Source organism: Blastochloris sulfoviridis, assembly GCF_008630065.1.
Classification (GTDB): Bacteria; Pseudomonadota; Alphaproteobacteria; order Rhizobiales; family Xanthobacteraceae; genus Blastochloris; species Blastochloris sulfoviridis.
The window spans coordinates 1-20,631 of sequence record NZ_VWPL01000007.1 but is presented as its reverse complement, the minus strand read 5'-3'; the positions used below and the strand labels follow the sequence as shown (position 1 = coordinate 20,631).

Sequence of the window (20,631 nt, the reverse complement as noted above, 5' to 3'; positions counted from 1 at the left end):
AACGTTCACCTTCAAGTAACCTTTTTCCCCTTACCAATTGGTTACCGGACCGGTGACGAACGCCTGTTCGACCGCGGCAAAGGCGGATATCAGGGCATTATGATTGCTCCCAGCCTGTCCGCCGAAGAGCTTGAGCGCTATGCGCGCCATATCGTGCTGCGCGAGGTCGGCGGCCCCGGCCAGCAGGCGCTGAAGCGCGCGCGGGTGCTGGCGATCGGCGCGGGCGGCCTCGGCTCGCCCCTCTTGCTCTATCTGGCGGCGGCCGGCGTCGGCACGCTCGGCATCGTCGACGACGACGCGGTGTCGCTGTCCAACCTGCAGCGCCAGGTGCTGCACGGCACCGACGATCTCGGCCGGGCCAAGACCGACAGCGCCGCAGCCGCGCTCGCCCGCCTCAACCCGCACGTCGCGGTGATCCCGTTCGCCGAGCGGCTCGATGCGGACAATGCCCGCGCGCTGGTGCGCGGCTGGGACGTGGTGGCCGACGGCTCGGACAATTTCGCCACCCGCTATGCGGTGTCGGACGCCTGCTGCCTGGAGCGGCGGCCGCTGGTCGCCGCAGCCCTCGGCGCGTTCGATGCCACCCTCACCACGCTGCGGCCGTTCGAGACGCGGCCGGACGGCGAGCCGAACCCCACCTATCGCTGCCTGTTCCCGACCCCGCCGCCGCCCGGCGCGGTGCCCGCCTGCAGCGAGGCCGGCGTGCTCGGCGCGCTGGCCGGCGTCGCCGGCAGCCTGATGGCGCTGGAGGTGATCCGGGCGATCGTCGGCTTCGGCGAGCCGCTGGTCGGCCGGCTCCTGATGATCGACGCGCGCTTGATGCGCTTCGAGACGCTGGCCTATCGCTGGGATCCCGACAACCCGCTGACCGGCCGGGCGGCCGATCGCGGGTAGAGCGCGACCCGATCTGACTGCATCAGATCGGGCGCTCTAAGGTCTTGAGTCGTCGCATTCTCTTTCGCAAAACCGGGTCCCGCTTTTGCGGAGAATGCTCTCGATCGTCGAGGTGCGCGACGCCCGGCCGGGGATCGTCGTCCTCACAGCATGCTGAGCAGCACGCGGTCGGGCGGGCGGTGGCCGTCGATGAAGGTCTTGATGTTGACGATCACCTTCTCGCCCATGTCGATGCGGCCTTCCAGCGTCGCCGAGCCCATGTGCGGCAGGATGACGATGCGGCCGGCGCGGGCGAGCTTGATCAGCTTGGGGTTCACCTCGGGCTCGTTCTCGAACACGTCGAGGCCGGCGCCGGCGAGCTCGTCCGCCTCGATCATGCGGATCAGTGCCGACTCGTCGATGATCTCGCCGCGCGCGGTGTTGACGACGTAGGCCTCGCGCTTCATCAGCTTCAGCCGCCGCGCCGACAGCAGGTGGTAGGTGGCGGGCGTGTGCGGGCAGTTGACCGAGACGATGTCGACCCGCGCCAGCATCTGGTCGAGGCTCTCCCAATAGGTGGCCTCCAGCGCCTCCTCCACCGCCACCGGCAGGCGCCGGCGGTTGTGGTAGTGGATCTGCATGCCGAAGGCGCGGGCGCGCCGCGCCACCGCCTGGCCGATCCGGCCCATGCCGAGGATGCCGAGCCGCTTGCCCGAGATGCGCCGCCCCAGCATCCAGGTCGGCGACCAGCCCCGCCACTCGCCGTGCTCCAGCACCTCCAGGCCCTCGGCGACCCGGCGCGGCACGGCGAGGATCAGCGCCATCGTCATGTCGGCGGTGTCCTCGGTGAGGACGCCGGGGGTGTTGGTGACGGTGATGCCGCGCGACATCGCCACCTGCACGTCGATGTGGTCGACGCCGGTGCCGAAGCTGGCGATCAGCTTCAGGTTCGGCCCGGCATGGGACAGCACCGCCGAATCGATCCGGTCGGTGACGGTCGGCACCAGGACGTCGGCCTCCCGCACCGCCTCGGCCAGCTCGGCCTGCGTCATCGGGTGGTCGTCTTCGTTCAGGCGGGCGTCGAACAGCTCGCGCAAGCGGGTCTCGATGACCGCAGGCAGCGTTCGCGTCACAATGACCAGAGGTTTTTTCTTGGCCGGCATCGGGGATCTTCCGGAGCCCATTAAGGCAAATTTAACCGGCCGAGCCGACTGTCGCCGCCGGCGGACGGCAAACCCTCTCTAGCAGACGGGGTCGGAAACTCAAGGCAGGTTCCTGAACCCGTGTCATGAGCGCCCGGCGAGGGCCCGGTGCCCGACACGGTTTCCGGACGAAGCTTTCGGGGGCCGATCCCGGCAGCGGTCGCGCCGAAATCCTGGTCCATACGGTTTCCGGTATCCCAAAGGGATCAACCGGAAACGGTCTCGAAGGGAATTTTCGGCCACCCCGCGAGACGGAGCGGGTCGGCACGCCGCACGCAAAGGGGGTGTCCATCGATGCGTTGGCTGGTTGTGGTGCTGATCGGAGCTCTGGCTGCCGCTGCGGCCGGAATGGTCGCGACCAAGGCCTCGGCGCCGGCGCGGCCGGCCGAGGAGACCAACCTCGGCACCCATTCGGGGCTGCCCGTTCCGCGTTTCGTCAGCCTCAAGGCCGACCGCGTGAATGTCCGCGGCGGGCCTTCGCGCGACCATGACGTCACCTGGGTGTTCACCCGCCCGCGCCTGCCGGTGGAGATCGTCGCCGAATTCGAGACCTGGCGCCGGATCCGCGACGTCGACGGCCAGGAAGGCTGGGTCTACCACTCGCTGCTGTCGGGCCGCCGCACGGCGATGGTGGCGCCGTGGGTGTCCAAGGAGACGGTGATCCTGCGGGCCGACCGCTCGGCGGAGGCGCGAATCGCCGCCCGCCTGGAGCCGGGGGTGGTGGGCGCCGTGCGCGCCTGCCGCGGCGGCTGGTGCCGGATCAGCGGCCAGGGGTTCGACGGCTGGGTGCAGCAGGACCGGCTGTGGGGCGTCTACCCCAACGAGAGCATCGAATAGAGCGTCCGCCGCAACCGCGACCGCCGGTCTTGCGGAAAAGACTGCGACAAATCAACAACTTATACCAACGGCCCCAAACGCTGACGCGTGGGGCCGTTGACTCTCGCGGATTTTCTTTAGGGAAATCAAAGATTTCGCGAAAATCCGCGACTGGAACCAACGGTCCGCTTTCGCGGCCGTTGGTATTATGCCGGCCTGCGCGGACGGGAACCTGCGGGGCCAGGCGACATGGCCGGAACAGCCCCCATCATCGCCGGGCTTGTCCCGGCGATCCCGACACCCTGGTCATCCGCCTGCCGCCCTCTTTGCCGGCCCCGCCGCGGTGCCATCGAGATCGCCGGGACAAGCCCGGCGATGACGACGGAACGAGCGCCAGCACCTCATGTCAGGGCGCGCAGCCTCCGGCAAACCGCCTCATGCGGTTTCCGGTTGGTCCCTTCGGGATACCGGAAACGGTCTCGCCGGAAACCGTATCACTGGGCGGCGACGGGCAGCGGAATCGCGTCGTCCTCGTAGAGCGCGCGCATGTGCATGATGTCGGCCTCGGTCGGCAGCTTGGATTCATTGCCGAGCCGCTGCACCGCATTGGCCGAGGCGGCGCGGGCGCGGATGAAGTGCTCCTCCCAGCGCGCGCCGGGATAGGCGAGGAAGGAATAGACATAGGTGCCGTGGAAGATGTCGCCGGCGCCCGAGGTGTCGATCACCTTGTCCATCGGCACCTGCAGCGCCGGCAGGGTCTGCACCTTGCCCGCCTCGTCGTACCAGAGCATGCCGCGCTCGCCCATGGTGACGCCGGCGATCTTGACGCCGCGGCGCTTGAGATAGGCCAGCATCTCCTCCGGCGTCAGGTTCATCTGGGCGCACAGCGCCTCGGCGACCACCGCGACGTCGATATAGCCGATCAGCTCCTCGAGGTTCGGGCGCAGGTTGCCGCCGTCGAGCGAGGTGGGGATGCCGAGCTTGCGGCACACCTTGGCGTAGTGCAGCGCCGCGTCCGACTGGTGGCCGTCGAGATGGAGCACCCGGCAGCCGTCGAGCTTCAGGGCCGGGAAGCGTTCGAGATAGACGTCGTCGCGGGCGCGCAGGATGGCGCGCTTGCCCTCCTTGGGGATGACGAAGGACAGCGAGCCGTGCTGGACCCGGCGGCCGTGGACGGTGACGCCGTACTTGTGGGCCATGTCCAGGAACACGTGGCCGAGCCAGTCGTCCGACAATGTGCACAGGAGGTCGGCGGGAATGCCGAGCCGGGAGCAGCAGAAGGCGGCGGTCACCGCATTGCCGCCGAACGAGACGGCGTAGTCGTCCGCCACCTCCTTCTCGTCGCCGGTCGGGATCACCTTCGACAGCAGGGTGACGTCAATATATGTGTGGCCGATAAAGAGTGCGTCCATCGGGGGAACCTCCGTCCTCTCAAGACTTGCCGCTTCATTTGACGGAGGCAAGTCCAAGACGCGCCGCCCCCCACGGCCGCGCGCCTAGCGTGTCAAAAATACCGCAGCCACACATAGACGTGGGCGATGGCGATCGATACCAGCATCATCGGGAATGCGTAGAGCGTGAAGGTCACGAAGCGGAACGGCACGCCGTTGCGCTCGCCGATGCCGGCCACGGTGAGATTGGCCGAGGCGCCGATCAGCGTGCCGTTGCCGCCGAAGCAGGCGCCGAGCGACAGGCACCACCACAGGGGCTCGATGTGCTCGGGCCCGCCGAAGGCCGGGGCCATGGTCTTGACCAGCGGAATCATGGTGGCGACGAACGGAATGTTGTCGATGATCGCCGACAGCACCGCCGAGGCCCACAGGATGGCGTAGCCGGTCAGCGCCAGATCGCCGCCGGTGAGCGCCACCAGCTCGCGCCCGAGCAGGCCAAGCAGGCCGCCGGCCTCGACGCCGTGCACCACCACGAACAGGCCGAGAAAGAAGAAGATGGTGATCCACTCGACGTCGGAGAACGTCTTGTGGATGTTGGCGGCCGCCCTCTCGCCATGGTGGCGCCAATTGTCGAGCAGCATCAATGTGGCGGCGCCGCCGAGCGCGACCGAGGCCGGCTCCAGGTGGATGAAGCGGGCCGAGACGAAGCCGAGGATGGTGAGGGCGAGCACACCGAGGGACTGCTTGAGCAGCGTCCAGTCCTCGATGGTCTCGATCTCCCGCATCTCCATGACGTGGGCGCGATCCGCCGGCGCGGCCACGAGCGCACGACCCCACAGCAGATGGATCATCGCCACCTGCACCATGAGCGCCACCACCACCACCGGCGCCAGGTGATAGATGAAGGCGTTGAAGTCGAGCCCGACCAGCGAGCCGATCAGGATGTTGGGCGGATCGCCGATCAGCGTCGCCGTGCCGCCGATGTTGGAGGCGAAGATCTCGGCGAACAGGAACGGATAGGCCGGCACCTTGAGCTCGCGGGTGATGGCCAGCGTCACCGGCACGATGAGCAGCACGGTGGTGACGTTGTCGAGCAGCGCCGACAGCACCGCCGTGACCAGTTGCAGCAGCAGCAGGATGCCCCACGGGCTGGCGTGAGCCTTCTTCGCCGCCCACACCGCGACATACTGGAACATGCCGGAGCGGCGCGAGATCGACACCAGGATCATCATGCCGGTGAGCAGGCCGATGGTGTTGAAGTCGATGCCGCGCACCGCCTCGGCCTGATCGAGCACGCCGACCACGATCATCAGGCCGGCGCCGAGCAGCGCGACGATGGCGCGGTTGACCTTCTCGCTGATGATCAGTGCGTAGGTGGTGGCGAGGACGGCGGTCGAGACCCAGAGCGGATCGAGGCCGAAAATCACGTGCGGCACGAGCGTGCCGGATCCGCCATGCATGGGTGAAACAGCCCCTGATCAAGGAAAAATCCGCCGCCCGTCGAACCCGGCGCGGCGGAACCGCAAGCTCCGCCATTCCCTTGGCCGCTGTCAACTCGGGCCGGCGGGCACGGGCGCAGGATTCATAGGGTCTCCGGCGGATCATCCGGAAACCGCGTCAATGCGCCTCGTCCCAATTGGCGGCGGCGCGCGCATCGACCTTGAGCGGCACCTTCAGCGCCACCGCCGGCAGCGCCGCCTCGGTCATCACCCGGCAAACGACCGGGATCATCGGCTCGACCTCGTCCATCGGCACCTCGAACACCAGCTCGTCGTGCACCTGCAGCAGCATCTTCGATGACAGCTTGGCCGCGGCGAGCGCCGGCTCGATGCGGATCATCGCCCGGCGGATGATGTCGGCGGCCGAGCCCTGCAGCGGCGCGTTGATGGCGGCGCGCTCGTTGAACGCCCGCACCGAGGCGTTCGACGCCTTGATGTCGGGATAGTGCGCGCGCCGGCCGAACAGCGTGGCGACGTAGCCATGGGTGCGGCAGAACGCCTTGGTCGCCTCCATGTAGTCGCGGATGCCGGGGAAGCGCTCGAAATACTTGCGGATGTAGGCGCCGGCCTCCTCGCGGCCGATGCCGAGCTGGTTGGCAAGCCCGAACGCCGAGATGCCGTAGATGATGCCGAAATTGATGGCCTTGGCGCGCCGGCGCACCTCCGGCGGCATGCCGGCCACCGGCACGCCGAACATCTCCGACGCCGTCAAAGCGTGGATGTCGATGCCGTCGGCGAAGGCCTGGATGAGCTGGGGAATCTCGGCGACGTGGGCGAGCAGGCGAAGCTCGATCTGCGAATAGTCGGCCGACACCAGCCGGCAGCCCTCGGCGGCGACGAAGGCCTTGCGGATCTTGCGGCCGTCCTCGGTGCGCACCGGAATGTTCTGCAGGTTGGGCTCCGACGACGACAGCCGGCCGGTGGTGGTGGCGGCCAGCGCGAACGAGGTGTGCACGCGCCCGGTCGCCGGATTGACGTAGGCCGGCAGCGCGTCGGTGTAGGTCGATTTCAGCTTGGTGAGCTGGCGCCAGTCGAGGATGCGCGCCGGCAGGTCGAAGCCCTGCTCGGCGAGCTCGTCGAGGATGGTGGCCTTGGTCGACCACGCGCCGGTCGCGGTCTTCGTGGCGCCGGGCAGGCCCATCTTGCCGAACAGGATGTCGCCGATCTGCTTCGGAGACCCGACATTGAAGCTCTCGCCGGCGAGCTGGTGGATCTCGGCCTCCAGCGCTGCCGCCTTCTGGGCGAACTCGCCGGAGAGCCGCGACAGCACCTGCCGGTCGATGGCGATGCCGCGCGCCTCCATGCGCGCCAGCACCGGAAGCAGCGGCCGCTCCAGCCGCGCATAGACCCGGCTCATGCCCTCGGCTGTGAGGCGCGGCTCCAGCACCCGCCACAGCCGCAGCGCGGCGTCGGCGGCGCCGGCAGCAAAGGCTCGGACGTCGTCGATGGCGACGCGCTCGATCGGCAGCGCCGCCTTGCCGGAACCGGTGACCTCCTGCCGGCTCTTCGGCTCGAAGCCCAGCCAGTGGCGGGCGAGCGACACGAGGTCATGCGCGGCGCGGCCGGCGTCGAGCACGTAGGACACCGTCATGACGTCCTCGAGCGCGGCGCAGGCGACGCCGGCGCGCTCCAGCACGACGCTGAGGCCCTTGATGTCGTGGCCGATCTTGCGCACCGCGCCATCCGCCAGCAGCGGCCCGAGCCGGGCCAGCGCCGCAGCCGCGTCGAGCTGCCCCGCCGGCCGGCCGTCGCCGAACAGGCCCTCGCCGGAGACGTGGCCGAGCGGGATGTAGGCCGCCCGGCCGGGCTCGACCGCCAGCGCCAATCCCACCAGCTCGGCCCGCATCGGGTCGGCGCCGGACAGCACCGCGCCCAGCGCCACGGCGCCGGCGTCCAGGATGCGGGCGATCCAGGCGTCGAGCGCCTCAAGCGTGGACACCGTCTCATACTGGGACGGCTCGAACGGGATGGCCTTGATGGCGGCGGCGCGCGCCTTGGCCAGCGCCGCCGGGGTCAGCTCGCGCGCCTCAGCCGGGCGTGCCGCGGGCTTTGCCGCCGGCAGCGCGCCGCCCGTAGTCGCCGTCACCTCGGCGCGCTCGCCCTCGGCCGCCGGCCCGGCGCCGATCAGCGCCAGCAGGCGGTCGGAGGTCTCCCCGCCCGGCGCGAGGTCGGGGTCGGGGTCGATCTGGCTCGGGTCGACCTCGTAGATCTCGCCGGCCCGCTTGGTCAGCAGGGTCAAATCGAGCGCCTTGAAGAAGCCGATCAGCGGCTTCGGCTCGGGCGCGACCAGCCGCAGGCGCTCGATCGGCACCGGCAGCGGCGCGTTGACGTCCAGCGTCACCAGCCGCTTGGAGAGGCGGATCTTGTCGATGATCTCGGGGTCGGTCAGGGTGGCGCGGCGCTTGGGCTGCTTGATCTCGTGGGCGCGCGCCAGCAGCGTGTCGAGGTCGCCATAGTCGGCGATGAGCTGGGCCGCGGTCTTGATGCCGATGCCCGGCGCGCCCGGCACGTTGTCGGTCGAATCGCCGGCCAGCGCCTGCACGTCGGGGATCTTTCCGGGCGGCGTGCCCTCCCAGCGCTCGGCCACCTCGGCGGCGTGCAGGAGGCGCTCGGGCCGGTAGCCCGGCTTGCCCTTGATGCCCGATTCCGGATCGTAGAAGGCGACGGAGCCATCGACGAGCTGCATCAGGTCCTTGTCGGAGGACACGATCAGCACCTTGGCGCCGGCCGCCGTGGCCTCGCGGGCATAGGAGGCGATGAGGTCGTCGGCCTCGAACCCCTCCAGCTCGATCGGCTCCAGCCCGAACGCCGTCACCGCCTTGCGCATCAGCGGGAACTGCGGCACCAGCTCGGCCGGCGGATCGGGCCGTTGGGCCTTGTAGTCGGGATAGATCTCGGTGCGGAAGGTCTTCTCCGACCGATCGAAGACGATGGCGAGGTGGGTCGGCTTGATGCCAAGCGCCCCGTCCTTCACGAACTGGAACATCTTGGTGCAGAACAGCCGCACCGCGCCGGTCGGCAGGCCGTCGGACCGCGCATTGTACTTGCGGTCCTGGTTCATCGACTGGAAATAGGCACGAAAGACGAAGGAAGACCCGTCGACCAGGAAGACATGGTCGCCGGGCTTCAATCCGCGGGCGGGGGTATCGGTCATCAAGGGATCCGGGTCTCAAATTGGGCCCGGATCATAGACCGCGCGGCGCCGGTGGCGAGTCCCGGCCGCCGCCGCCAGGATGGGGATCACTCCGCCGGCTGCAGCTTCGGGCGGCTTGGCACCAGCTTGAACGCCTCGGGCCGCACGAACAGATAGCGCGCCGGGGTGTTCTTCACCGCCAGATGCAGCAGCAGCGGCCCGGTGACGGCGATCAGCGTGACGATGACCGACAGCCAGCCGGCATCGGTGACGAGGCCGAGCTTGATCAGCGCCACGCGGCTGGTCGCCATGAACAGGAAGAAGGCGAGATAGATGACCAGCGTGTTGCGGCCGCAATAGCGCAAGGGGGCGAACACATCGCGCCCGGCCATCAGCGCCGAGGCCGCCACCACCGCCATTGCCCCGGCCATGCCGAGAATGAGCGACACCACCGGCAGCGCCGAGATGCCGAGATGGACGGCCAGCGCCTCCGCCACCGCCCACAGCGCAAGCCCGGCCAGGGCGAGGCGGACGTGGTCCTGCGCCCAGGCGGCGAGCGCGAAGACATGGCGGCAGGCATAGTAGCCGGCGAGGAAATAGACGACGCGGGCGCAGAACTGGTCGACCACGAACATGCCGGTGTCGATGTGGGCGATCTCCAGCGCCGCCGCCACCCCGAGCACCAGCGGCATCGGCAGCCGCCGGGTGAGGCGGGCGACGATGAAGAAGATCGGCAGCATGTGGATGAACCACAAGGTGCCGAACGGCTCGACGAAGGCCATCGCCAGCGCCAGCGGCAGCTCCATCAGCGAGGCGCCGCCGAACAGCAGCCCCTTCACCAGGAACACGATGGCCGACCACAGGAGCAGGAAATAGACGAAGTGCACCACCTTGCGGTCGAGATAGGTGCGCCAGTCGCGGTCGATCACCCGCCCGACGAACAGGCCCGACAGCAGGAAGAAATCCGGCACGCGGAACGGCGTCATGAACTCGACGAGCGGGTGCATGAAGCCCTCGCGGCCGAGCTGGGCCTCGACGCCGAAGGTGGAATGCATCATCACCACGAAGACGATGCAGAAGCCCTTGGCGTAGTCGACCCAATCGACCCGCCCGCCGCTCGCCACGCCTGTTGCCGTCATCCGCGCCATCCGGTCCTTCGCGCCGTTCGCCGAAACCCCCGTGCCCGGTGCTGTCGCCTCCCTGTCCGCAAGGCCGGTTCGCGCCCGTGCGGCGGACGACTCCAGTCCCGCCCCCGTACAGTGCCGGTGCAATGGTGACCAAAGCCGCAAAGACCATGCCGCGCCGCCTGGAGCGTCCACCGATCCGATTGGATCAAGCGGACGCTCTAAGTTTTTGAATTATCGCATTCTTTTTCGCAAAACCGGTGCCCGCCTTTGCGGAGAATGCTCCAGCGCGCGCGGACAGACGCCCGGCATGGTGAACGGAGGCTCTTTCGATCGGCGCGGATTTGACTTGATCCCGCGTCAGCGGCGCGGCGCGGCCGCGTCTTCGCGCGGCGGCGCGGACTGGACCAGCCGCGGCAGCGTGCGCTCGTCGATCGACACGCTCTTCACCAGCGCCTGCACCTCGTCGCCGACATCGAGGCCGAGGGAGTCGAGCGCCAGCCGCGTCGCATAGGCATAGAGCCGGTCGCCGCCGGCCAGCGCCACCGCCACCAGCGCGAACGGGCCGCCATCGGTCTCCACCCGCTCCACCGTGCCGAACAGCACCGTGCGCACGCTGACGCCGCCGGGCCGGCCGACCGCCAGCGTCACATTGGTCGAGCGCACGGCGATGCGCACCGGTCCCGCGGCCGGCTCGATGCGCCCCGGCACCACGATCTCGCCGGCCGGGTGCGCGACCAGCGTCACCGCGTACTCGGGATCGTAGCGCGTGACGCGGCCGGTGATCACCGACACCGCCTCGAAGCGGTCGGCGGCGGTGGCGTAGAGGGTCGGCGCCAGCACCTCGGCCGGCGGGCCGATCGCCGTCACCTTGCCGGCTTCGAGCTTCACCACCCGCGCGGCCAGCCGCGCCACCTCCTCCACCGCGTGCGACACATAGACGATGGGGATGGCGAACTCGTCGCGCAGCCGCTCGATGAACGGCAGCACCTCCAGCTTGCGGTCGGAATCGAGCGAGGCCAAGGGCTCGTCCATCAGGAGCAGGCGCGGGCTCGCCAGCAGCGCCCGGCCGATGGCGACGCGCTGGCGCTCGCCGCCCGACAGCGTCATCGGCCGGCGGTCGAGCAGGTGGGAGATGCCCAGCACCTCGACCACCGGATCGAACGCCACCACCCGGCCGGCGGCCGGGGTGAAGAAGCGGCCATAGCCGAGATTGGTGCGCACCGACAGATGCGGGAAGAGCTGGGCATCCTGGAACACCAGGCCGAGCCGGCGGCGGTGCGGCTTCACATTGCGGCCGGCCGCGGTGTCCAGCAGCACCGTGCCGTCGACCTCGATGTGGCCGCGCTGCGGCCGGGCGAGGCCGGCGAGCAGGCGGATGACGGTCGACTTGCCCGAGCCGGAATGGCCGAACAGCGCGGTGATGCCGCCCTCGGCCTCGAAGGCGACGTCGAGCGCGAACGCGCCCTGCACGTGGTGGCAATCGAAGCGGATCATCGCGTCACAAGGTCTCCGGTTGACCGGCTCGGAAAAGTCTCTGCCAGGAGCCGCGCTCTCTTTCCCTCTCCCACCCGGGCCGCGCTTGCGCGCGCCCGGGCGCAGGCTCTTGTGGGAGAGGGTGCCGAGCGATCGAAGATCGCGAGGCGGGTGAGGGGTGGATGCGGACGGACCCTGGAAGATTTACCCCTCACCCGGCGCGACCTCGCTTCGCTCGCTCCCGCCACCCTCTCCCGCAAGGGGAGAGGGAAGAAAGGGCCGAACGCATCGCCCGGAAACCGTCATACGGTTTCCGGTTGATCCCTTCGGGATACCGGAAACGCCCTCGCCGAAAAATCCTTGAGTTGAAGGGATTTTTCGGCGATCGGAATACGGTTCTCCGGCTTGATCAGCCGGAAACCGTATCACTCGACCCGCACGCCGCGGCGGTCGCTGCGGCGGGCCATGAGTTCGGAGGCCACCAGCGCGGCGAGCGAGATGACCACGGCGACCAGCGACAGCCGCAGCGCCGCCATCTCGGCGCCCGGCACCTGGGTGTAGCCATAGATGGCGGCCGGAATGGTGCGCGTCTCGCCGGGAATGCTCGACACGAACGTAATGGTGGCGCCGAACTCGCCCAGCGCCTTGGCGAAGCACAGCACCGCCCCGGCGATCACCCCGGGCAGCGCCAGGGGCAGCGTGACGGTGGCGAACACCCACAGCGGCGGGGCACCGAGCGTGGAGGCGGCCTGCTCCAGCCGTGCGTCGACCGCCTCGATGGTCAGGCGGATCGCCCGCACCATCAGCGGAAAGCCCATCACCGCGCAGGCCAGCGCCGCACCCGTCCAGCGGAACGAGAGCACGATGCCGAAATTGCTCTCCAGGAAGCTGCCGACCGGCGCGCGCCGGCCGAAGGTGAGCAGCAGCATGTAGCCGGTGACCACCGGCGGCAGCACCAGCGGCAGGTGCACCAGCCCGTCCAGCACGGTCTTGCCGGGGAAGCGGCCGCGCGCCAGCAGCAGCGCCACGGCAATGCCGAGCGGCAGGCTGGCGAGCGTCGCGACGCCGGCCACCTTGAGGCTGAGCTGGATCGCCACCCATTCGTCTGCGGTCAGTGTCCCCATCGGGCGGGGCGTCCTCTGCGTTTGCGGCGGCCGCCGGGTCAGGCCGGGTGCCGGTGAGCGGGTCGGGGCTTCGTCGCCCGGTTGCCGAAAATGCCGTTATTGAACGAGGGCGTTCGGCGAAAGTGTTGCAGGGATCACGACGGGATCATCCGCAAGTCCTCCCCGCCGATCTCTAAACCTGTCACCCATGTCGTCGGTCTGAACTGTCACCCATCTACCCGGTCAGAACCCGTGTCTTCCCTCTCCCCTTGCGGGAGAGGGTGCCGAGCGATCAAGGATCGCGAGGCGGGTGAGGGGTGATATCGAGCAAGCTTGGACGGGACCCCTCACCCGGCGCGACCTCGCTGACGCTCGGCCGCACCACCCTCTCCCGCAAGGGGAGAGGGAAGAAAGAGCCGATCTCATAACCCGAAACGGCATCATCCGCCGCGGGATCGACGAATCTCTCTTACCTCTGTTCCGAGAGGGCTGAGAAGGTCGGCCGATCTGGGCTGCTCCGACCGGCCCTCACGCTCTTGCCCTCAGGCCCCGGCCTCAGGGCAATGATGGCTCAGGGCTTCGGCACGATGGTGAAGCCCTGGCCGGTGAGGATTTTCTCGGCGGTGGGCGAGCGCAGGAAGGCCACGAAGGCCGCGGCGTCCGGGTTGGCCGAATTGGCGGTCAGCGCGATCGGGTAGAGCACCGGGTCGTGGCTGTCGGTGGGGAAGGTGTCGACCACCTTCACCTTGGGCTCGGCCTTGGCGTCGGTGGCATAGACGATACCGAACCTGGCCTCGCCGCGGGCGACCAGCGCCAGCGCCGCGCGCACGCTCTCGGCCCCGGCGATCTTCGGCTCCACCGCCTCCCACACGCCGAGCGCGCTCAGCGCCTGCTTGGCGTAGTTGCCGACCGGCACGGCGGGGATGGCGCCGGTGGCAAGGCGCGAATCGCCGATCGCGGCGGCGAGCGGGAAGCCCTTGGCGATCTTGAGGTCGGTCGCGGCGTCGAGCGGGGCGATCAGCACCAGCGCATTGCCGAGCAGGGTGTCGCGGCTGCCCTCCTTGATCAGCTTCTTCTCGGCGGCCCAGTTCATCCAGCGCAGGTCGGCCGAGGCGAAGACGTCGGCCGGCGCACCGGATTCGAGCTGGCGGGCCAACGCCGAGGAGGCGGCATAGGAGAACGACACCTTCTTGCCGCTTTCCTTCTCCCAGGCGGCGCCGATGGCGTTGAAGGCGGTGGTCAGGCTCGCCGCGGCGAACACCAGCACCGGCGCCTGCCCCTTCGGCGCAGCCGGCTCGGCGGCCGTGGCCGCTTCCGTGGCCGCTTCCTTGGCCGGCTCCTTGGCGCTCTTGGCGTCCTTGGCGTCCTTGGCGAGCGACGGCAGCGCGGGCTGGAGCGCCAGCGCGAGAAGACCGGCGAGGGCGACGGAGGCGATGCGGCGGGTGGGTGTCCAAGCCATGGGATATCCTTTCGTGATGCGCTATTTTCTACCGAATATAGCGCGCGGCGCAACACGGCTCAGGCTCGGCTGACGAGGGATCGGAACGCCGAGCCGAGGAGACCGGGGGTGGCGACGACCGCCCCGATCGCTGATCCATCAAATCGAGGCAATCCCGCGACGGTCTTCATGCCCCCCGGAGGGCATGCGCCGGTCAGCCGCTGGCGCGGGTTGGTTCCGGGAAGAACGTCACGCCACCGGATTTCGCTTCGAAGCGCAGGCCGATGGAGGACAGCACCTTCACGACGGTCGCGAACTCGGGATTGCCCCTGGCATCGAGCGAACGATAGAGGCTCTCGCGTGCGAGGCCGGTCTCGCGCGCGATCCGGCTCATGCCGCAGTCCCGGGCGATGGCCCCCAATATTATCATGGCGGCGGTCGCATCGCCCCGTGCAAGCGCATCGTTCAGCAGCGCCAGAGGCTCGTCGAGCGACGGGGGCGGGGGGGCAGGTTCGCCCGAATCCGCCATGCCCGCCGCGAGGTCCGCAGGTGCGCCGTCTGCGGGCGCAAACAGGGACGGCTGGAGGTCGTTCTCGACGAGCCGCCATTCGTCGGCGGTGGCGCGCGCCTTCAGGTCGGCGAGAAGCTCCTGGCTGCATCGGGCGAGGAAGAGCCTCAACTGGTCGGCCGTCTTGATGTTGACGACGTCCCTTCCCGGCACATCGAACAGGACCGCGATCTTTCCCGCGAGCGCAAGGCGCAGCACGTTCAGGACGGTGCCGGGGCTCCTGCCATCCCAGATCATCAAGCCGAAATCGGCCTCCTGCGCCATTTCCCGGTCCTTGGCGGCGTGGAACTGGAAGCCTCTGACCGATTTCGGGACTGCGACGGGCCGCGTCCGCCACGCACCGACGTTATTCCGGGGCGCATCACCCGAACAGAAGATGGTCACGTTTGGATAGCGCCGGTCGAACAGGTGCTTCTGCACGGCCTTGTCGGCGCCGTTCGCATCCCCGACGATCACTTGATGTCCGCTTGCGACGACATTGTCGATGCGCGCCTTGACCTCGGCGGGAAGCCGGGAGACGTGGCGAGAGCCTCCCATGAAGATGGTATTCATCGTCATTTCCCGACGAGACGCCGTGCAACTTGCTGGCCACGCTCTTGGCGCCTCTGGTTGCTCACGTTATAATGTGAATTGATGGTCTTTCACGCGCGATACTAAGGACCGATGCCCGCACCTCCTCGGAGAAATCATGCTTAACATTCGTTTTCCATTAACTTTTGAATCATGATTTCAAGCGCCGCGGCCCAGCTTGACTGCTAGCTGTGACTTAACTTTCGCGTCGAAGATGCGGTGTATACGCTTTTTCGTGTCTAGAGTGGCCTTCCTCAATTCATCGTCCATTAGTTCCACTCGCGATAGGTTCTTCCTGCGCTGCTGTTCACGCTTCACCAGTTCATCGAGATTTTTCATTCTGAGCATGAGCGCTCTCCATCTTATGAGCTAGCAACCGTTCAACGCGTTGGAAGTACCTCGAGTTCAACTCGGGTGAAAAATAATGCTTACGCTTAACCCATACGAATCCCTCGGATTGAGAAATCACAGCCACATCAATGGGACCACCGACCGTCTCCATCCCGCGGGAAACTCGCCTCTTGATCGACGTAAGATTAACTAACGCCTCCGCCATATCGGCCAACTCTTGCTTTGGCATAAATTCTACCATGTCCTCAATCTGCGCTCGCGACCTGTTTCTAATAGCTTCAAAAGCATGCATTTTTAGTCCATTCGCGAACGCCGCCTCTGCCGCCTCAACCACCTTTTGAATAACGTCAGCTCCCTTTGGATCTGCAAATTCTATCTTTTCCAGTATTTTTTCAGCGATGCTCGAAATTGTACTTTCACAGAAGTCCGCAATATCGGTTTGTATTTTTTCATCAAGGCCGTATAAAAACCTCTCAACCATTTCTTTTTGTGCAAACGGTATTACCGTCGCTCGACTTGTTGAGCCGTCAATTATATCAATATCTACGTGATTGGTTTTTATATACTTTAACTTGCTGCCGATTATTCCGTCCACCTCAAACGACACAAGCGTGGGGAAAATCTCGTCTGTGCCGAATCCCGCAATAACGATGCCGGTGGCTGAGTCAGACATGACACTTTTTGACAACAAAAGCTCAGAAACTTGAAATAGCTTATTTTTCGTAATTTTAGATGTATCAGGAAATAGGCGTGATATGCATTCGACAATATTGCTGCGCAATTTTTCCGTAAGGGTGAAATCGCCATCCATAAATAGTGCGTCATCTTGTTTTTTCAATATGATTATGTATTCATCCGCGAGGCGCTTAATAATTGAGTTCCCGAATGCAGCGATTCCCTTTTGTGTTGGGTTTTTGTTATTTTCTAAATATCCTCCAAGCTCTTTTTCAAATGCGTCGGCAGCTTCTTGGCGAATTTTTAATAACCTTCGGCTTATTGTGTGAATTGCGTCGCTGTTCTTAGCGGATTCTGGAGCTGACGCGCCATAATTTTGTAAAAATTCAAGAAACGCCGACGCCGCTACCTCTACCTTGTCGTATCCACACGATTTTGTTCTGAACAATTTAATCAGCGACGGAAGCGGCGTCCCAGCAAAACTCATCCCATTGTAAATCATAATACCTATCGGATTATGGTCGCACAGTTCAAATAACTTGTCTGCAGTGTCAAATATCTTTTCCTGCCTGGTGCCCGTTGTGATTGTCACAGCACTATCTGCGGCAAGGGCGATCGCAGATTTATTGATGATTGCAATTTCAGCTGTCATTTTCCGCCACCTTGCGGCAGCGGCCTGCTTCGTGATTTCGGCGCGGCGTTCTATCGACAGCAATCCCGCCCACGCGCGACCTCCCCGCAAGCCGCCCGCCTCCCAAGCTCCAACATGGAATTACTAGCTGACTCTGCAATGCCTTGGCTATCGGCAGCTGTGTCGCCGGCGCTGAATTTCGCACGCGGCATTGTAACGCGCGGGCGCGTACGAACTTCCCGCCCATATCGAATGCGTACCATGGAGCGGTGCGCCGGGCACATCTTATCAGGTTCGGCGGATCTCAAGCGGAAGCATCACTCGGGCAACGTTTCGTGCGCCGCCGCAACGACGTTGCCCGGACTTCAGGATTTCTGTCACGCGCCCCCGCCTGGCCGTTTCCCTTTGCCTTTTCTTCGTGCAAACGGCCGGCCCAGCCTTGCCGCGGCCGCGGGCGGCGGGTACCTCTCGCCTCACCACCGCTTGGAGGTGCATCCGATGGCGTCCGAATCCCGCAGTGCCGATCACCCCCGCAGTGCCGATGGTCCTTGCAGCGCCGATGACGCGCGCGTCACCCGGCGGCTGGCCTTTGTCATCACCGGCTACGAGCCGCTGCCGCCCGAGAAGCAGCACGCCCGCTTCGTGCGCGAGATCGGCCGGTTCGAGACCACCTGGGGCGTCAAGGCCACGGTGTCGGAGGCCGAAGGGCTCGACGGGCCGGTGCCGCGCTGGACGGTGGAGACGGTGGCGCCCGACTGGCGGGTGGACACCGAACTGCGGCTGCTCGACTGGCACGAGGTGGTGGCGGCCGATTTCAGCCGCACCGAGCCGCGGCGCATCCTCGACGGGGTGATGGCGATGGCCGACTTCGTGCTGACCGGCACGCTGTTCCGCTACATCCGCTGCAATTTCCGCTACGGCCTGTTTTTCCTCTATCCGCTGGTGCTGCTGGGGCTGATCGCCGCCGCCGGCATCTATGCGGGCATCTGGTATGCCGGAAAGGCCTCCACCGCGCCGCTGCTCGGCTTCCCGGCCGCCTTCACGGTGGTGTGGATCCTCTACCTGATGGTGCGCAACCGGCTGTTCCTGGCCTATATCCTCGACGACTGGTCGTTCGCCCGCGACCTGGTGCGCGGCCGGCGGCCCGACCTCGACGCGCGGCTCGACCAGTTCGCGACGTCGATGACCGAGGCCCTCGCCACCACCAAGGCCGACGAGGTCGTGCTGATCGGCCACAGCCTGGGCGCAGCGCTGATGGTGGAGGTGCTGGCCCGCGTGCTGGCAAACCGGCCGGCGGGTGCGACGCCGCAGGCGGCCGAAACGGCGCCGCAGGGCGAATCAACGGCGCCGCAAGCCCCGCCGGCGACGCCGCAAGCCTCGCCAACGGCGCCGCAACGGCCGCTGGCGCTGATGACCTGCGGCTCCTCCATCCTCAAGATCGGCCTGCACCCGGCGGCCAAGCAGTTGCGCGAGGATGCCAGTATCGTCGCCAACAGTCCCAAGGTTTTCTGGGTCGAGTATCAGGCGCTGGTCGACATCATCAATTTCTACAAGTGCAATCCGGCGCAGTTGATGGGCCTGAAGGTCGAACGACTGCCGGAGGTGCGCACGGTGCGTATCCGCAACATGCTGAAGGAAGAGACCTACCGGCGCTTCCGTGGCGACTTCTTCCGCATGCACCGTCAGTTCGTGATGGGCAACGAGCGCCGCTATCATTACGACTACTTCATGATCTTGTGCGGCCCCGTGCCGTTGGAGACCCGGGTTTTGTCGCCGGATGCGGCGATGGCCGCCGTTTGTGCGGAGGGCGCCGCTGCCGCGCCGGTAGCCGAGGCCGCATCATGACGGTGGAGTTTGCCAAGATCCTGTGGCTGATCGGCGGCGTCGGCTGGTACGTGATCCGCTTTCCCTATGAGCGTCGCAACAAGCGCAAGAACAAGGTCGTCAAATCCCAGTTCGATCTTCGCGAAACGCTTCTGCTTGCCTGCTCGCTGTCGGGCCTCGGCATCGTTCCGCTGATCTATGTCTTCAGCGGATTTCCCGCCTTCGCCGACTATTCGTTCCATTGGCTGCAGGCCGGGGCCGGAGCGGTGGCGATGGTGGCGGCGCTGGCGATGTTCCGGCTGAGCCACCGCGACCTCGGCCGCAACTGGTCGGTCAGCCTGGAGCTGCACGACTCGCACAGTCTGGTGACCGAGGGAAGTTATCGCTACGTCCGCCACCCGATGTACACGGCGTTCTGGCTGTTGGCGCTGGCGCAGGTGCTGTTGTTGCCGAATTGGATCGCAGGTCCGGCCGGTCTCGTCGGTTTCGGTATTTTGTTCTTCGGCCGGGTCGCGCGCGAAGAGGCGATGATGCTGTCGATCTTCGGCGATCAGTATCGCGAATACATGAAGCGCACGGCGCGAATCTTTCCGGGCCTGTATTGACATCGTGGCCGCCACGCGTTGCGCCGTGGCAACACGTCTGCGGCGAACGTTCGCCGCCTCGTTTCGGCGCTGGCGTTTGACGGCGCCGGTGGGTATGAGGGGATTCGCCCCAGCGCAACCTTCCGGCGGCTACGGATTCGTCAGAACATGCTCGGATTCCAGCGGTTTTTCCTCGCAGTCGGCGCCCTCGCCTGCCTCGCTCTCGCCCCCGCCCAGGCGGCCCCGCCGGCACAGACCAGCGAGACGCGGGTGTATCTCCTGCGCGGGCTCGCCAATGTGTTCTCGCTCGGGCTCGACGACCTCGCCGACAAGCTGTCGCGCCGCGGCATCCAGGCCACCGTCGCCAACCACGCCGACGCCGACGCCCTCGCCGATGAAATCGTCTCCCGCCGCGCCGCCGGCTGGCGCGGGCCGGTGGTGCTGGTCGGCCACTCGCTGGGCGCCGATGCGGTCTATCCGATGGCCGCGCGGCTGGCCGCGGCCAAGGTGCCGGTGTCGCTGGTCGTCAGCTTCGACCCGGTCGGCTACCAGACCGTTCCGCGCAACGTCACCAAGGCGGTTAATTATTACCTCTCCGGCTGCTGCAACGCGGTCCGCTCGGGCCACGGCTTCAAGGGTTCGCTGACCAATTTCGACCTCGAGGGCAAGAGCGACCTCGGCCACCTGAACATCGAGAAGTCGCCGCAGCTCCATGAGGAGGTGATCGCGCGGATCGTTGCGCTCAAGGCGCCGCCGCGCAAGCGGAGGAAGCCCGCCCAGCCCGCGCCCGACACCGTCAAGGACGCGACCAAGCCGGCAACCGACGTGACCGGAACGGCCCCGGCCTCGACCACCGCCGGCGTGCCGGCCGCGGCTCCCGCGACGACGCACTGATCGTCGCCGGCGCCGTCGAGCCCGACCCGAACGGCCGGGTTTTGAGACGGTTGCCGGTTGATCCGTTGGGAATCCCGGAAGCGATCCTGCCGAAAACCCCTTGTTCGACAATGCCAACGGCCCCACGCGTCAGCGCATGGGGCCGTTGGCATGATGCGGGCTCTCTTCGAGACGCGGCCCGTGTCCGGGTCGGCTCGGGGGCTTCAACTTGTGAGGCGGCTTCGGCTTGAGGCGGCGTCAGCTCGCGGTCTTGCGCCGCAGCCGCACGACCACGTCGACGCGCGCCACCTCATAGCCGGCTGGCGGCTCGGGCGTCCGCTCCAGGGTCACCGCGCTGGGCAGGGGAATCGCAGATGAGTATAAGGGCATTGCGCGGGAGGTAGAGAAGGATTCATTCATGAGGCTTCTCGATTCGGGGAGGCTCCCATGCAGGCTCTCATCTCGATTTTCCGCCAAGTTCACGATCCTCGCGACATCAA

General features: G+C 66.6%; 15 protein-coding genes and 1 pseudogene. 5 read left to right on the top strand and 11 right to left on the bottom strand.

What is annotated here, in order from left to right; translation table 11 throughout:
* Positions 1 to 99: 99 nt before the first annotated feature.
* Positions 100 to 894 carry a HesA/MoeB/ThiF family protein gene (locus tag F1193_RS05470; protein ID WP_150096676.1) on the top strand — a complete coding sequence of 265 codons (795 nt, stop codon included), beginning with the start codon at positions 100 to 102 and terminating at the stop codon, positions 892 to 894.
* 143 nt (positions 895 to 1,037) lie between these two features.
* Here the strand turns inward: F1193_RS05470 and F1193_RS05465 are convergent, their stop codons facing one another.
* Positions 1,038 to 2,036 (bottom strand): 2-hydroxyacid dehydrogenase, encoded by a 999-nt coding sequence (locus tag F1193_RS05465; protein WP_150096675.1) that lies wholly within the window; start codon positions 2,034 to 2,036, stop codon positions 1,038 to 1,040.
* 333 nt (positions 2,037 to 2,369) lie between these two features.
* On the opposite strand from F1193_RS05465, the gene F1193_RS05460 reads away from it, so the two are divergent.
* Positions 2,370 to 2,912 carry an SH3 domain-containing protein gene (locus F1193_RS05460; RefSeq protein WP_150096674.1) on the top strand — a complete coding sequence of 181 codons (543 nt, stop codon included), beginning with the start codon at positions 2,370 to 2,372 and terminating at the stop codon, positions 2,910 to 2,912.
* 473 nt (positions 2,913 to 3,385) lie between these two features.
* Here F1193_RS05460 and F1193_RS05455 read toward each other — a convergent pair whose 3' ends face one another.
* From F1193_RS05455 to F1193_RS05415, 9 genes are all read right to left on the bottom strand, one after another.
* Positions 3,386 to 4,303 carry a sugar kinase gene (locus F1193_RS05455; RefSeq protein WP_150096673.1) on the bottom strand — a complete coding sequence of 306 codons (918 nt, stop codon included), beginning with the start codon at positions 4,301 to 4,303 and terminating at the stop codon, positions 3,386 to 3,388.
* 92 nt (positions 4,304 to 4,395) lie between these two features.
* Positions 4,396 to 5,718, bottom strand: coding sequence for an ArsB/NhaD family transporter (locus F1193_RS05450; protein WP_210247304.1), 1,323 nt, complete (start codon positions 5,716 to 5,718; stop codon positions 4,396 to 4,398).
* Between the two features lie 181 nt (positions 5,719 to 5,899).
* Positions 5,900 to 8,935: a DNA polymerase I gene (polA, locus tag F1193_RS05445; RefSeq protein WP_150096671.1), complete on the bottom strand. Its 3,036-nt coding sequence runs from the start codon at positions 8,933 to 8,935 to the stop codon at positions 5,900 to 5,902.
* Between the two features lie 86 nt (positions 8,936 to 9,021).
* The gene (locus tag F1193_RS05440) at positions 9,022 to 10,053 is read right to left on the bottom strand and encodes an acyltransferase family protein (protein ID WP_150096670.1); all 1,032 of its coding nucleotides are present in this window, start codon (positions 10,051 to 10,053) and stop codon (positions 9,022 to 9,024) included.
* 345 nt (positions 10,054 to 10,398) lie between these two features.
* Positions 10,399 to 11,535: a molybdenum ABC transporter ATP-binding protein gene (gene modC, locus F1193_RS05435; protein WP_150096669.1), complete on the bottom strand. Its 1,137-nt coding sequence runs from the start codon at positions 11,533 to 11,535 to the stop codon at positions 10,399 to 10,401.
* 404 nt (positions 11,536 to 11,939) lie between these two features.
* Positions 11,940 to 12,638 (bottom strand): molybdate ABC transporter permease subunit, encoded by a 699-nt coding sequence (gene modB, locus F1193_RS05430; RefSeq protein ID WP_150096668.1) that lies wholly within the window; start codon positions 12,636 to 12,638, stop codon positions 11,940 to 11,942.
* Between the two features lie 550 nt (positions 12,639 to 13,188).
* Positions 13,189 to 14,076, bottom strand: a complete 888-nt coding sequence (modA, locus tag F1193_RS05425; RefSeq protein ID WP_150096667.1) for a molybdate ABC transporter substrate-binding protein — start codon at positions 14,074 to 14,076, stop codon at positions 13,189 to 13,191.
* A 193-nt stretch (positions 14,077 to 14,269) separates the two neighbouring features.
* Entirely contained in the window at positions 14,270 to 15,175 is a 906-nt protein-coding gene (locus tag F1193_RS05420) for an addiction module antidote protein (RefSeq protein WP_150096666.1), read from the bottom strand.
* A gap of 340 nt (positions 15,176 to 15,515) precedes the next feature.
* On the bottom strand, positions 15,516 to 16,871 hold the full coding sequence (locus F1193_RS05415; RefSeq protein ID WP_150096665.1) for a hypothetical protein: 1,356 nt from the start codon (positions 16,869 to 16,871) through the stop codon (positions 15,516 to 15,518).
* 477 nt (positions 16,872 to 17,348) lie between these two features.
* Between F1193_RS05415 and F1193_RS05410 the strand changes: the two genes are divergently transcribed.
* From F1193_RS05410 to F1193_RS05400, 3 genes are all read left to right on the top strand, one after another.
* Entirely contained in the window at positions 17,349 to 18,695 is a 1,347-nt protein-coding gene (locus F1193_RS05410) for a hypothetical protein (protein WP_150096664.1), read from the top strand.
* The gene (locus F1193_RS05405; protein ID WP_150096663.1) at positions 18,692 to 19,279 is read left to right on the top strand and encodes a protein-S-isoprenylcysteine O-methyltransferase; all 588 of its coding nucleotides are present in this window, start codon (positions 18,692 to 18,694) and stop codon (positions 19,277 to 19,279) included. Before F1193_RS05410 ends, F1193_RS05405 begins: the two co-directional genes overlap by 4 nt.
* Before the next feature lie 147 nt (positions 19,280 to 19,426).
* The gene (locus F1193_RS05400) at positions 19,427 to 20,152 is read left to right on the top strand and encodes an alpha/beta hydrolase family protein (RefSeq protein ID WP_150096662.1); all 726 of its coding nucleotides are present in this window, start codon (positions 19,427 to 19,429) and stop codon (positions 20,150 to 20,152) included.
* 237 nt (positions 20,153 to 20,389) lie between these two features.
* Here F1193_RS05400 and F1193_RS17755 read toward each other — a convergent pair.
* A pseudogene (locus F1193_RS17755) lies at positions 20,390 to 20,491 on the bottom strand (transcriptional repressor); the annotation flags it as partial.
* Positions 20,492 to 20,631: the final 140 nt, after the last annotated feature.